Below are 13,934 nucleotides of genomic sequence, written 5' to 3' on the forward strand. Positions count from 1 at the left end.
AAATCAGCAGCAAAATCGAAAGTTACCGATTAAAACACAGTTAATACCCCACGCGTGCCCCGCGGAAAATAGCTAAAATTAATTTTTAAATAGGCGCCTTATTGATTGATACAAAGCAATATTCAAGAAACGTTACCGCGCTCAAGTAAATTCTTCAACCGTCGTTGAATGGTCTTTTTGTACCTATCACAAATCGCTCATTTTATGATCTCTTGTTTATCCTCATCGGTACAAATATCTATAAGTAAACATGTGCTTAAAATAAGCCACATCGCTATTAGGAAAAACAATGACAACCAATGCAGCCACCCTTGTTGCCATTTTCGTATTCACACTTGGGATATCTACTCACGCTAGCGCGCAAAGCGAGGCGGTAGAAGTCTCGGTGACTTACCCGTCGGTCACCAAAAACTATCAAACCCTGTTATTAAGCGGTAGCGTTGAATCAGCGCAAGACGCTATGCTCTCACCCCTTGAGTCGGGCGTGGTTGCAGAGCTACTGGTTGAAGTAGGCGATGAAGTTAAAAAAGGCCAAGCCCTATTAAGCCTAGACAACAAGCTAGGTGCATTGGCTGTGCGTCAAGCGCAGGCCGAAGTAAAAGCAGCACAAGTTTCACTAACAGAAGCAAAGCGCTTATACAAAGAAGTGCAAGAACTATCGACTAAACAACTGGCAGCAAAAACCTTAGTTGAAGAACGCCTAACCAACGTAGCCAAAGCAGAAGCCGAAATAGCCCAACTTGAAGCTAGCCTAGACTTACAACAAGAAGTCGTAAACCGCCACATCCTTTACGCACCATTTTCAGGGGTTATTTATCGGCGCATGGTAGATGTGGGCGAATGGATCACGCCCCAGAGCGGCGTATTAGCCTTGGTTTCACAGCAAAATAAACGCTTAAGCGTAGAAGTCCCCCAAGAATACTACGCTGTATTTAGCCAATTAACAGACCCCATTAAAGTCATACCCGACAGCCACAACAGCGCTTTTGTCATGGGCAATATAGAACGTATAGTTGGCGTATCTAACAGCCAAACCCGATCGTTCACCGCGCACATTAGCCTGCCAACTGACGCAAAGCTATTAATTGGCATGTCTGCCCAAGCTGAAATCGCCCTGCCCAACACTGAGCAAACCGCATTTTGGCTGCCCTCTTCAGCGCTTAAACAACATCCCGACGGTGGCTGGAGCATTTTCGCCGCAGTAAACAACCGCGCCAAACGCGTAATTGTTGACGTACTAAAAGAACGCGGCGATTTGGTACGAGTGACCAATGCAAGCGCAAACCAAGCCTACGTCACCACAGGCGTTGCGCTACTTAGCGACGACACACAGCTAAGCATTAGTAAAACGACGCCCGCATCATGATTGAATCAGCCATAAAGCGCGGCATACTGGTTGCCGTAGTAGTCAGTATTAGTTGTATTTTAGGGATTGTGGCGGCTATTAGCATTCCGGTGCAAATGATCCCCGACCTTGAAGTACGCACCATTTCAGTCCGCACAGGCTGGGCTGGCGCAACGCCTCAAGATATTGAAAAAGAAATACTCATAGAGCAAGAACGTTATCTGCGCACCGTAACCGGCCTTCAGCGCATGATTTCAACCGCTGAAATGGGCCAAGGCAGTATAGAGCTAGAGTTCCCCTTTGGTGTAGAAGTAAACGAGTCCTTAATTCGCGTAAGTAACGCCCTTAGCCAAGTGCCCAGCTACCCTGAAAATGTTGACCAACCTAGGTTGTTTTCAGATTCCTTTTCTAGCAACGCCTTCATGTATTTTCAGCTCATCCCTATTGATGGCAACCCCATGAACCTCGACATCGACATGCTGTTTAATTATGCCGATGAAGTTATTCGACCGCGCATGGAAAGTGTGCCCGGCGTGTCGCAAATTCAAATACGTGGCGGTACCGAACGACAAATTCAAATAAACGTAGACGCCGCTAAATTAGCCCAACGCGGCATAAGCTTAACCGAAGTACGCGACGCCATTCGCAATCGTAATTCAGACTCCTCCGCAGGGGATATTGAAGACGGCAACAGCCGCTATTTATTGCGCGTAATAGGCCGATTTGACACTCTAGACGAACTTAAAAACGCCATCATAAAGCGCAATGGCAACAGCAACGTATATTTAAAAGACGTTGCCAGCGTTAAGCTTGATCACTACGAGAAACGCGAACTCTCCTACGCCAATGGTGAACGCAACTTAGGCTTGTCGGTACGCCGTGAAACCGGTTCAAACGTAATCGCGATTAAAGAACAAATATTGCCCATAGTAGACGAGCTAAACAAAGAGCTCCTTGCCGCAAACGGTTTAAAAATGGAGCTATTTAGTGATGATGTGCTCTATGTATCAAACTCTCTAAAAAACGTATGGATAAACTTACTCCTAGGCGCACTGCTGGCCACCTTAGTGATGTTCTATTTTTTACGTTCGGCCCGCAGCACCCTAATAGGCGTAATAGGGATTCCGCTTTGTACCATTGCCGCCTTTATTGCTTTGCTGGCCTTTGGCCGCACCATAAACGTAATTTCGATGGCGGGCGTGGCCTTTGCCATAGGCATGACCGTAGACAACACCATTGTGGTGCTCGAATCCATAGTACAGTTTAGACGCAAAGGCCTAGCCAAACTCGAGGCCGCAATAGAAGGCGTAAAAGATGTATGGCCAGCCGTACTGGCCTCTACCAGCACTACTATTTTAGTATTTGCCCCCATCTTATTTATTGAACAAGAAGCCGGGCAACTCTATTCAGACGTAGCCATTGCGATTTCAGGCGCGATATTAGCATCAATGTTAGTCGCAATATTTGTAGTGCCCGTTGCCATGGGCAGGCTAAACGATAAAGCCAAAGACGAAAAAGGCATGCTTAAGCGCGTAGCAAACTACTGCAAAGCCTTGGTAGATAAAGTCACCGCTAGCGTTGGTCGCGCTACTATCGTGGCCGCTTCATTCTTCATCCTTATTTTGGGCGCAGCATACATGCTAATGCCAGCGGCAGAATACCTGCCTGAAGGAGAAGAGCCCAAAGCCTTTTCGATTATGGTGGCACCGCCTGATTACAACCTAAGTAAAATGGAAGAAATTGGCGATGAACTGCGCGCTTATTTTACGCCCTTTGTAAACGCCAACCCTGACGATTTTGCCAATGGCGACGCCGAAATGCCCTCGTTATTGTTTTACAACATGCGCGTAAATATAGGCGGTATGTGGATGGTGAGTATGCCAACCAACCCAGAAGAAGTAGGCGAAATGATGGACATCATTACCGCCAAGTTTGAAAGCTTTGAGGGCATGCGCGCATTTTCGTCACGCGGCTCTATTATATCGAGTAACGACGGCGGCACCCGCGCGGTAGCCATAGAACTTGCCGGCAGCAATATTGAGCAACTCTACCAAGGGGCAAGCGCGATATTTGACACCGCCGATAGCTACTTTAACAACCCTCAGCTTAATTCAGATCCAGGCTCATTAAGCTTAGAACAACCCTTTATTGAAATACGCCCCAACTGGCAGCGCCTAGCCGAGTTTAATATGAACGCCAACGATTTGGGCTATTCCATATCCGCGGTAAGCGACGGCGCCTTTGTCGACGAATTCATTTTAAACGATGACAAAGTCGATATGTTTATGTTCAGCGGCTCGGGCAATAAGCAAACTATTGAGCAACTGGCATCTACCCCTATTTTAACGCCAACCGGGGCTATTTTACCGCTACGCTCTTTTGCCACACTGCTTGAAACCAAAAGCAGTGATACCGTAAGGCGAATAGACGGCGAACGCACGGTGTCGGTATACATTATTCCGCCGCGCGACGTTGCCCTTGAAACCGCCGTAAAAACCGTACGCGAGCAACTACTACCCAACTTACGCCAGCAAGGCTTAATTGCCCAAGGTTTGAATGTAAGCATATCGGGCGCGGCTGACCAACTTGAAGCCACGCAGGCGTCTTTATCTCAAAACTTCGTTATTGCCGTTGCGCTTTGTTATTTACTGCTAGTTGCGATATTTAGCCATTGGGGCTACCCCTTGTTTGTGCTTACCATGATCCCCCTAGGCATGGCGGGCGGCCTGCTTGGGCTAATTGCACTAAACGGAATAAATAGCGTCCTAGGTGGTGCTTACCAGCCCTTTGATATGATCACTATGTTGGGCTTTTTAATTCTACTGGGCACAGTAGTAAACAACCCCATTCTAATAGTGGACCAAACCCGCCGCAATTTAGAAAAAGCGAAAAACAAAAAAGACGAGCTTGAAAGCGCAGTGAGAGACGCCGTAAAAAGCGCCGTTGAAACACGCCTAAAACCAATTATGATGTCAACCAGCACCACTATTTTTGGGCTAGCACCCTTGGTGCTTATTCCCGGCGAAGGCACAGAGCTTTATCGTGGCGTAGGGGTTATTGTGTTAAGCGGTATATTTGTGTCTACTATATTGAGTTTGACCTTTTTGCCGGCTTTGTTGGTGGCGGTGTTGAATAGGCGAAAAGCTTAAAATTGCTATGGGGATTTAGCTTAGGTAATTGCTGTCTTTATAATGGCGCTTTTGGTAAGCCATTAAACCCCTAAACTCTTTTTTCAAATCGACCGAAGTTCCCCATTGCTTTGCTAGCCTGTCTTTTGAGGTACTTTGGGTCGAATAGGATGCGACTTTTTGCTCTAGGGCAGAAAGCAAATTAGTTCGAAGGTAAGCCTTTTTTGCTGCATCTAAGCAGTTATAGCGAGTTAATTTGTCTAAAACATACCCTGCTAATGCAAGGTCTTTACCGTCAAATGAATCTACACTAGGTACAAAATCTTGATACCAAAGAGCAAGCGCAACTGACTTCAAACTCGCGCTTGCAGTTAGTTGATTCGGTTTTTTGATTAGAGTTTCAAACTCTAATTGCACACTTTGAGAAGTCATTTTGCCTGTATGATTTTTAAACACTCTGGAGTGTGAGTATATCGCATCTAGAGGTTGTGGCAAAACACAACTAGAGGTGGTGGCAAAATGCAATTAGATAGGGTGGCAAAGTGAAACTAGAGATGGTGGCAAAATGAAACTAGAGATGGTGGCAAAATACAATTAGAGCTGAGCTCAAGACGCATTCAGGCACTGCAAACTCAAAAAAGAAATAGAATAAGCACCACAATAAGCCCACCATATATTAAAGAAATAAAGCGCATATTCAGATACACTAACTACCCTAACAGTTAGCCAGTATAATCATTCAATGCACTTATCTTTTTTCACGTCGTACTTACGCCCGCATAAACGCAAGCTTGCTATTGTGCTTAGCTTAATGGTGCTCGAAAGCGCGGTGAGTTTGGCTATTCCGTTTTTTATAGGGCAGTTTTCAAGCTCGGTATTGCAAGAGCCCAGCGCCCATAGCTTTTTTGATATTCATTACGGCTACATTATTGGCTTTTGGTTAGCGCTTATTGTAATGCAAACCATTACCCGCTATCAGGTAAGCTTTAGAGTGAATATGGTAGGCGCGAGCATACTGGCTAATCTGAGCTGTCGCCTATACGACCACGTGCAAATGCTACCGGTAGATTATTTTAGCAAGCGCAAAAAAGGCGAAATACTCTCGCTCATAAGTAACGACGCCAACGTAATCGCCCACTTTTTATCAGGCATTATTACCAGCCTTGTGCCCAGCGTATTAATTGCCTGCGGGGCAATTGTGCTTATGGCCAGCATCAATTTACAACTGGCGCTTATAATTACCTTTAGCGTACCGGGCTTCTTTTTATTGCTTAAAATACTAGGGCGTAAAATAAAGCCAATTTCAGAACAAGTAACACGCCAACAAGCAGGCATAGTGTCGATAGCGGCTGAAAACTTCAGCACCATCAAACTGGTCAAATCCTTTAGCCGCGAAGAAATTGAAAGCGAGAAGTTTAAAGAAAACACCCAGCACATGCTTAGCCTTCGCCAGTCGCAGTTTAAGATCCAAGCGCTAATATCGCCGCTGATTCAAATGCTGATTTCTATTGGTATTGTAATTGTGGTGCTGGTAAGTGCGCTGCATTATAGGGCTGGCGAAATTTCCATTTCAGAGCTAATTACCTTGCTCATGTATGGCCTATTGTTTGCCAAGCCCATTAGCAGCTTGGCCGGAATTTACGGACAATGGCAACAAGCCCTTGGCGCATCAACCCGCATAGTGGATGTATTTGATGTTGCCCCCGAAGCTAACGACACCGGCCTTGAAGAACTCAACTGCACAAAAGGCGAAGTAGAACTTAGCCAAGTAAGCTTTTGCTACGAAAACAACAAACCCCTGCTAAACAAGGTAAACGTGCGCTTTAGCCCCGGCAAAGTAAATATGATTTACGGCGAAAACGGCGCAGGCAAAACCACCTTGCTGCACTTACTAATGCGCTTTATAAGCCCCCAACAAGGCCACATTTTTGTAGACGGCCAAGACATAATAGATTGCCGCCTGCGCTCACTGCGCAAACACATAGGCCTAGTATCGCAAGACGTAGCCCTAAGCCACGGCAGCGTGCTCGACAACGTAACTTACGGCCAGCCCCAAGCCTCGCTTGATGCCGTGATAGAAGCCGCCAAAAAAGCTGGCGCACACGACTTTATAGAAAAACTACCCAAAGGCTATTACACCCAAGTAGGCGACAACGGCGTGCTACTCTCGGGCGGGCAACGCCAGCGCATATCACTAGCGCGCACCCTACTAATGGATTGCAAAATTATAATATTTGATGAGCCAACGTCCTTTGCCGACAGCCACGGAAAACATGAATTTGCGCAACTGCTTAGCACTACCTTGCAGGAACACACCGTAATTGTCGTTACTCACGACAGCGAGCTTAAAGACATAGCCAGCAATGTGCTGTTGCTAAGTAAAGGCGAACTAAAGTTACAGCCATAAACAGCGATATTATTTACGTAACAAGCATGCTCAAACAAAACAGACATAGCAAGACTTGCATATACGCGCCAGTCAATGATATTTTTTGCAAAAATGCTTATAATCGCTAGGTATTGTTAACTGCAAGCCATACATTTTAACCCAAACGCATAAAAAGAAGCCCAAAAACATGATAAGCCCAAACACCAGCATAATCATAAGCAGCAACGCCCTAGTACAAAAAGTAGGGGACGAAATGGTCATACTCGACGCCGAAAGCGGCCAATACTACGCCCTAAACGAAATGGCCACCGAAATGCTAGAACACCTAAAAGCCGGCCTAAGCATGCAAGCTACCGCCACCCAAATATGCGACGAATACGATGTCACCCCCACCGAAGCCCTAGAAGACATCACCACCATGGTCACCAACCTCCTGGAAAAAAACCTTGCAACCGCATCATAAAACACCCGTCATCCCCGCGAAGGCGGGGACCCCCAACACCGTCACCCGCGCGCATTCACCCGCAGAAGCGCAAACACCCGTCATCCTTGCGCAGGCAAGGACCCCCAAAAACAACCACCCCACCTAACCCCCAGGCAAAACCAAAAAATGTACAACCTAACCAAATACAACTACCCCCTCCTCCTAGAATCCCTCTGCACCCTAAAAAAGTGGCACAAAACAATAAACACCCAACCCTACACCCAATGGAAAAAACACCTCGACAGCACCCCCAACAAAACCCCAAAACCCCTAAGCCAACAAGAGCTAACAAAACTCACCGCCCACATAAACGCAATAGTGCGCAACTACCCCACAGAGTTTAACTGCCTGCGCCGCAGCGTAGCACTCAAATCAATGATCGAAAAACGCCAAGGCCAATGCAAACTCCACATAGGCGTAAAATTCGAAAGCACAAAAGAAAGCTCCACAGCAAAACCAACAGTAGCCGCCCACGCATGGATAAGCGTAAACAACACCATCATTAACGACACGCCACAAAAAATAGCCGAATACAAAGAAATCACCCACGACAACATGCTCTTCTCAACCGCAAAAATAACCGACTAAATAAAGTATTACGGATTCTACTTTTTAACGATTAAACCTCATAGATTGACAATCATTGATAAAAGCGTATTCTATCTGTACATCAGGCAACGGTTATTAATATGCACGTATCATTGACTCCAGAACTCGAACAACTTGTTAAAAAGCAAGTAGAGAGTGGTTTATATAATTCATCTAGTGAAGTTGTAAGAGAGGCTCTTCGCCTTTTTAATGAGCAACAACAGTACAAAAAGAAAATGGAAAATTTGAGGGCAAAGTTGGAATTAGCAGAAGCAAGTCCCATTTTAGATTCATTCTCAATGGATGACTTGATTTCAGAGCTCGATCGCGAAAGAAATCCGTAATCCTTGTGAAATACAAATTACGACGAAGCGCCAAAGAGGATATCAAAGAAATTGGCCGCTATACTTTGTCCAAATTCGGTGTATCTCAACGAGACAAGTATCTTTGCGGCTTAGCATCACATTTTGAAAAAATTGCCAAGAAACCTAAAATGTTCAAGCAAAGAAATGATATAAAAGCAGGACTATACTGCTCTTCATTCGAACAACATTTAATATTTTATAAAACCGAAAGAAATTATGTAGATATACTTGCGGTTTTGCACAAACGCATGCTTCCAGAAAATCATTTATCAGAGCTATGAGTAACCTTGATGTTGTAGCGCATTGCAACTATTGATGCAATGCGCTACACTTTGTTTTTTTGTAATAAATGGAGATAAAAATGGCAACTTCAAGCGTTAGGTTAGATCAAGACCTCGTAGAGAAAGCCGCAATAATAGGTAAAGCGCTAAACAGGACAACACCTAAACAAATAGAACATTGGGCAAAAATTGGTGAGATAATGGAAGATAATCCTGACTTACCATATGAATTCGTTAAGCAAGCCGTTATTTCTCAAGCCCAAAAAGAAGCAGGAAAACTGGAGCCATATAATTTTGGCTAAAATAACGACAGTTTTACAAACAGAGAACTTTAAGAAGGTAGTTAAAAAACTTCATAAAAACCAAAAAGCTGATTTAGATAAAGCAATTAGAGCGTTAATTGAGGCGCCCTTGTTGGGAGAACAAAAGAAAGGTGATCTTTCTTTCATGCGTGTTTATAAATTTAAGATGGTTAAGCAACTTACTCTGCTAGGTTATAGCTACCAAGATGAAGAAATTATCTTAGAGTTAATTGCACTTGGCTCACATGAAAATTTCTACCGGGATATTAAAAGGATTTATTAGAGAAACAAGGATCGATCTCAGAAGTAAAAATGACTGCATAGCCCTCGAGGAACGGCCATATTATGGCTTAAAATAAATTCAAAAAACCATCAACTTTCCAAACATCATACGTCACTCCCACGAAAGTGGGAACCTCCTCAAAAGCATAGTAAGCGAAAATCAACCTATTGTTTTAATTGCAGTTTCACTTCATTTTTTATAGAGGATGTTTTGAACTTACTAGTGGGTTTATGGGGTTCCCACTTTCGTGGGAATGACCAAGGTTGTGTTGAAAACTAGGGTGGTGCAATGACCGGTTTTAGCACTTCCTTGTCATTTCAGGAGATTCCAAATCAAGTTTGGAATGACGGGTTATGGCACGAATCGCTCATAAATAATTCCTAATCATATAGGTGTTAATCTAGTCTAATTGTCATTGATACAATTCACTTTAAGCCAACTTTATTTACACTTCCCACCAAGCCAAACCTTTGCCCAAACTATTCAATCACTTAAAAAGAATGTAAAGCACCTACTCAGCAGCAGGCAATCTCAAAATATGTGTTTGATACCACGATTGCACTAAAATCGCATAAAGCAGATCAACGTTTAACGAAGGGGTGTCACTTTCAACAAGCGCGTCAAATGTAGCGAGTAATTTTGTATTGTTCAATACGCCCAAATCTTGCAAACCCTCATGGGAAATAAGTTTGCGCAAAGCCACCTGGTTTTGCTGTACGAGTTTTGCAAAATGCTGGTCAAACACGATTTTATGAGTGTCCCAACATACTTGCTCAGGTAAGTACTCACTCATCGCCTGGCGCAGTAATAACTTAGGATACTTTCCACTAATATGCTTATTCTGCTCAATTGCGAAACTAAACTCAGCAATGTCTTTACTGAAAAAAGGATGTTGCACCTGCAAACCATATTGGTCAAAAACCGCTTGATAAGAACGCATGCTGTTAAAGGTAGAGGTGTAGTGCAAACCTTCATAACGCGCATACTTTGCCCGCTCCGCTTTTTTACCTTCAAAGGGATTAGCGCGTTTTTTCGCATCAGCAATAAGTTGCTTTGCTTGAGCACTAAGCCAACTCGGCATACTCAACTCATTTGGCTTAGCACCCTTACCTTTTTTTAATTTACCCATGGTGCCCGCATGCAATAAAGGCAAAATATCATATTGCAGTAAAGGACGTAAAAACACTGACCGTAATGACTGCACAATGGGTAGCTCGAGTTCCTTCGCGCCTTTTACCACCTCAGCAATCACCTTAAGGTCACCTTTCTTTAACCTATCGTAATAAGCCAAGCTATGGCCCCAAAACATCTCGTCACCACCGTTGCCGGTTAAAAGCAATTGAGCCCCCGCAGCCTGCAGCAACTTCGCTTCTTCATGATATTTAGGCGAAAGCACCATGCCTGGGCTTTGTGGGTGCGTAGGGTAAAGCTGCGCAAAACTGTAGTCGGTATATTTATCTAACTCAATAAAATGAGTTTGGGCAAAGTTATAACGCTTTTGCATTGCGTTAATGTTGTCACTTTCATCACAGCTATTGGTGCTGGCATAGGTATGCGAAATACTATGCAGCTGGGTAGCCGCGTTAGGCATGTTGGTATAGGCCATTGCACTTACCGACGTAGAATCCATACCGCCGCTTAGTTGCGTAAACACCGGCGTGCTTTGCGCAAGCTCGCTTGCATTGTTTAACTGAGCTGCTCCATTTTTTAACTCGCTCTTCCCTACACTCTGCAAATTAAGCTTAACGCTTTGTGCAAGCAAATCTGCAAGGGTATTAGTTAAAAGCGGCTGCGAATCGATATCAGAATACTTAGAGGCCTTAGCAGAAATATCCCAAAAGAACTCAGTTTGCGCATTACCGTTTAAGTCTAAACTCACACTTGCGGCTTGTGGCACCTGATGAATATTGCTGTACATAGACATGTTAGGGTCTGGCCTTCCTGCAAGCCACATCGCAATAGCCGCAATATTCGGTTTTGGCTCAATTAAAGTAAGAATTAATTTAAGATCGCTCGCAAAAACAAAGGTTTGCGCATAGTTTGGCAACAAGGCATAAAACAGTGTTTGGGGGTTAAAGGCGCTAGTTGCCAATGTAAGTGATCGCTCACTTTTTGCCAAGTAAGCCAGAGTAAAATCGCCTTCTAGCTTGCTTAAGGTGTCACCCTTATTTAGTTGTAAGCCTTCAACTATTTTTGTATAAAAATCAACCACCTGAACACTGTCGCACCCAATTAGTGCACGATTGTGCTGAAAGAATGCATTTTCCGACAAGCGGCTTTGTAGCGCAAAAGCCTGTGATTCTGGGGGTTTTTGCGTATTTTTGGCATCACCAACATCCATTAATGTTAAAAAATCGTTGCTAAACAATTGATTAGCAACAAAAGCATCGTTTTCAGATGTTTTGCCTTTAGCGTTAACCTCACAAATACGCGCTAAAACCGATGGCAAAGCCGCATTTGCTTGGGTACCAAAAATTCCAAATAAACCTGTCATCATTTTACAGCAATCAATCGTTGAATAAAGGGGGTAATTGCATCATAATGCTTTGAAAACGTGGGTTTTGCAACACACGTGATAAAAACAAAGCTATATGCAAAAAGTAATTAGGGACGAACTAAAATCCACAAACTTTGCAATAAAAGTGTCAGCTTTTTTTACAGATCACATAATTTGTAACGCTTTATGACAACAGCCCAGTGATCACGCAGCTTAGATCGCTGTTTTGCAATGGTTTTTTATTTTGGGATCGATTCTTGCTTTAAATCCAGTGTTAATTAAATTTAACGCTCCAAATGCAGTAACAACATGTTTAGTGCAGAATTGAAAAAGGAAAATATTATGTTAAAAAGAGTAGTAGCAGCAGGTAGCTTGCTCGCAATGTCACTTTGCGCAAACGCCGACATGGTTGTTAGCGGTTCTTCAATTACTGGTGCTGACATGGCTGGTATGGAAGTAACGGTTATGTTTGCAGATGGTTCTTCTGACAGCGGCGTATGGTCAGTGATCAGCAACACAGCATTGTCGACAGGTGACCCAATCCTAGACCTTAACGGTTTTTCAGGTGGTGTTCAAACTGCTGATTGGTCATTAACTCAGGCTGGTGTTTCACTAGGCGGATTTGATGATTTTGGTACACCATATGGAATGTGGACACTTAGTAATACTTCAAGTAATGGTATTGTTGGTTTCACTATAAACGGTTTAACAGCTAACGCGTCTATCGCTTTCGATATTGATGACACAGCTGTTGGCTTCCCAGGTTCTGATAGTGGTCAGGCTTTCATTAGTGACGTACTTTCAGTAGGCAACTATACCAATCAAGTTAGCCCGTCGTTTACTGATTTATTCTGGCAATTAGATGTAGCTTTCGACTCTGCCCTAGGTATGGGTCAAGACGCTAGATTCTTTGCAGATACAGACGCTATGTCGGTTTCAGCGCCTGCAACACTAGGTTTAGTGTTTGGTGGTTTGATGCTATTAGCTCGTAGAAAAGCATTCGCTGCAAAATAATAGGTGTATATAGAAATGGAAAACATGAACAACAAAATCGAAAATGCAAAAAAGGTTTACACAAAACCAGTAGTGACTAACCCAGGGAACCTAGCTGAGTTAACACAAGGTTTCTCAGGAAGCATTCCTGACGAGCAAGGTGGACACACCAAGCGTAACCCTTTCCAAGGTTAATATATAACTTTGAAAGCGCACCATGCTAAATAAATTATACCTAACGCCGCTTCATGGCGTTAGGTGTGGTGATTTCTCTAGCGACACCAACACATCAGCTTTACCCTTTGCAGTTAATGTACAAGAAGGTGAAGTAAATATACCCCAAAACCTTGAACCCATATGGTCGCTTGTAGATCATGGCGAACGCTATTCTACTGAACTACACTTATATTTCCATGCCGATAACACCCACATACTCGACGTAAAATGCGAGGGCAGCGGTAAGTTTTTAATAAGCGAAAATAGCATTACAATAGACTGGGATGAAGGCGGCACCGACTCTTCGCATTACTTTCAAACCAGCGCACTGGCCTTATGGCTTGAGTTAAACAGTATACCTTGCATACATGCTAATGCCCTTGAATACAAAGGTAAGTGCATAGCGCTAATTGGCCCAAGCGGTATGGGTAAATCTACCTTAAGTGCCTATTTACAAAAACAAGGGTTTAATTGGATAACCGACGACATGCTTGCCTTACACGGTTTACATGCAGGTCAAAAATGCAAAGTTTACCCCAGTTGGCCCCAAGCGCGCATGTGGCCAGACTCAGCCAGCAACACCCTTGCACAAAATACCAACGACATGCAAAAAGTGCATAAGCGTTTTAATAAGCTACAAGTAACATTGCCTGAAAATAGAAATCACGGAGGCGTAGAACTTAGCGGTATTTATATGCTAAACCGCCAAGGCGCTGATTTAGTTGCATTAAACAAAAATAATAGCTTAAAGTTTACCGACTCAAGTAGTAGTGAAAACAAGACGTATACAACTAAAATTAATACCTCAATGGCCCTCCTTTCACTATTACAAAACAGCATGTTAGGAAACGCTTACTCAAGCTTAAAGCTAGAACAAAAGCGCCTGCAGCAACTCACCCAACTACTGTCTTTTACCCAAATAAAACAGATAAATTACGCCAGTAATTACGACAGCCTAGCTGATGTTTTTGAATTAATTAGCAAAGACTTGTTCGCCTAATTCGAATACAAAACTTGGTAAAAACAGAAAAACATCCCGCTTCAATAACTTATACTCTCCAAT

The 13,934-nt window shown here is 43.6% G+C and carries 14 protein-coding genes; 12 read left to right on the forward strand and 2 right to left on the reverse strand.

Features of this window, described 5'->3' with window-relative positions; translation table 11 throughout:
- The first annotated feature begins 289 nt into the window (after nt 1-289).
- Together AC0L6H_RS02935 and AC0L6H_RS02940 are read left to right on the forward strand one after the other, a co-directional pair.
- Nucleotides 290-1,366, forward strand: a complete 1,077-nt coding sequence (locus AC0L6H_RS02935; RefSeq protein ID WP_473392479.1) for an efflux RND transporter periplasmic adaptor subunit — start codon at nt 290-292, stop codon at nt 1,364-1,366.
- On the forward strand, nt 1,363-4,494 hold the full coding sequence (locus AC0L6H_RS02940) for an efflux RND transporter permease subunit (RefSeq protein ID WP_473392481.1): 3,132 nt from the start codon (nt 1,363-1,365) through the stop codon (nt 4,492-4,494). The genes AC0L6H_RS02935 and AC0L6H_RS02940 overlap by 4 nt, the downstream gene beginning before the upstream one ends.
- Before the next feature lie 15 nt (nt 4,495-4,509).
- Here AC0L6H_RS02940 and AC0L6H_RS02945 read toward each other — a convergent pair whose 3' ends face one another.
- Nucleotides 4,510-4,905: a hypothetical protein gene (locus tag AC0L6H_RS02945; protein ID WP_473392482.1), complete on the reverse strand. Its 396-nt coding sequence runs from the start codon at nt 4,903-4,905 to the stop codon at nt 4,510-4,512.
- Between the two features lie 310 nt (nt 4,906-5,215).
- On the opposite strand from AC0L6H_RS02945, the gene AC0L6H_RS02950 reads away from it, so the two are divergent.
- From AC0L6H_RS02950 to AC0L6H_RS02980, 7 genes are all read left to right on the forward strand, one after another.
- Complete coding sequence (locus AC0L6H_RS02950) at nt 5,216-6,880, forward strand: ABC transporter ATP-binding protein (protein WP_473392483.1); 1,665 nt, start codon at nt 5,216-5,218, stop codon at nt 6,878-6,880.
- A gap of 169 nt (nt 6,881-7,049) precedes the next feature.
- Complete coding sequence (locus AC0L6H_RS02955; RefSeq protein ID WP_473392485.1) at nt 7,050-7,325, forward strand: HPr-rel-A system PqqD family peptide chaperone; 276 nt, start codon at nt 7,050-7,052, stop codon at nt 7,323-7,325.
- A 147-nt stretch (nt 7,326-7,472) separates the two neighbouring features.
- A complete protein-coding gene (locus AC0L6H_RS02960) occupies nt 7,473-7,934 on the forward strand; it encodes a lasso peptide biosynthesis B2 protein (protein WP_473392486.1) in 462 nt (153 codons plus the stop codon).
- A 101-nt stretch (nt 7,935-8,035) separates the two neighbouring features.
- On the forward strand, nt 8,036-8,278 hold the full coding sequence (locus tag AC0L6H_RS02965) for a type II toxin-antitoxin system ParD family antitoxin (RefSeq protein WP_473392487.1): 243 nt from the start codon (nt 8,036-8,038) through the stop codon (nt 8,276-8,278).
- A gap of 5 nt (nt 8,279-8,283) precedes the next feature.
- The gene (locus AC0L6H_RS02970; RefSeq protein WP_473392489.1) at nt 8,284-8,580 is read left to right on the forward strand and encodes a type II toxin-antitoxin system RelE/ParE family toxin; all 297 of its coding nucleotides are present in this window, start codon (nt 8,284-8,286) and stop codon (nt 8,578-8,580) included.
- Nucleotides 8,581-8,660: 80 nt separating this feature from the next.
- Nucleotides 8,661-8,882, forward strand: a complete 222-nt coding sequence (locus AC0L6H_RS02975) for a TA system antitoxin ParD family protein (RefSeq protein ID WP_473392490.1) — start codon at nt 8,661-8,663, stop codon at nt 8,880-8,882.
- Nucleotides 8,875-9,165 carry a type II toxin-antitoxin system RelE/ParE family toxin gene (locus AC0L6H_RS02980; RefSeq protein ID WP_473392492.1) on the forward strand — a complete coding sequence of 97 codons (291 nt, stop codon included), beginning with the start codon at nt 8,875-8,877 and terminating at the stop codon, nt 9,163-9,165. Before AC0L6H_RS02975 ends, AC0L6H_RS02980 begins: the two co-directional genes overlap by 8 nt.
- A gap of 511 nt (nt 9,166-9,676) precedes the next feature.
- Here the strand turns inward: AC0L6H_RS02980 and AC0L6H_RS02985 are convergent.
- Nucleotides 9,677-11,662, reverse strand: coding sequence for an asparagine synthase-related protein (locus tag AC0L6H_RS02985; RefSeq protein ID WP_473392494.1), 1,986 nt, complete (start codon nt 11,660-11,662; stop codon nt 9,677-9,679).
- Between the two features lie 342 nt (nt 11,663-12,004).
- Here AC0L6H_RS02985 and AC0L6H_RS02990 point away from each other — a divergent pair, with 342 nt between their 5' ends.
- Genes AC0L6H_RS02990 through AC0L6H_RS03000 form a run of 3 tightly spaced genes read left to right on the forward strand, consistent with a single transcriptional unit; the run spans nt 12,005 to nt 13,871 of the window.
- Complete coding sequence (locus AC0L6H_RS02990; RefSeq protein ID WP_473392495.1) at nt 12,005-12,676, forward strand: hypothetical protein; 672 nt, start codon at nt 12,005-12,007, stop codon at nt 12,674-12,676.
- A 15-nt stretch (nt 12,677-12,691) separates the two neighbouring features.
- On the forward strand, nt 12,692-12,850 hold the full coding sequence (locus AC0L6H_RS02995) for a lasso RiPP family leader peptide-containing protein (RefSeq protein WP_473392496.1): 159 nt from the start codon (nt 12,692-12,694) through the stop codon (nt 12,848-12,850).
- Nucleotides 12,851-12,872: 22 nt separating this feature from the next.
- Nucleotides 12,873-13,871 carry a hypothetical protein gene (locus AC0L6H_RS03000; RefSeq protein ID WP_473392498.1) on the forward strand — a complete coding sequence of 333 codons (999 nt, stop codon included), beginning with the start codon at nt 12,873-12,875 and terminating at the stop codon, nt 13,869-13,871.
- Nucleotides 13,872-13,934: the final 63 nt, after the last annotated feature.

It is taken from the genome of Glaciecola sp. G7-5 (genome assembly GCF_055808975.1).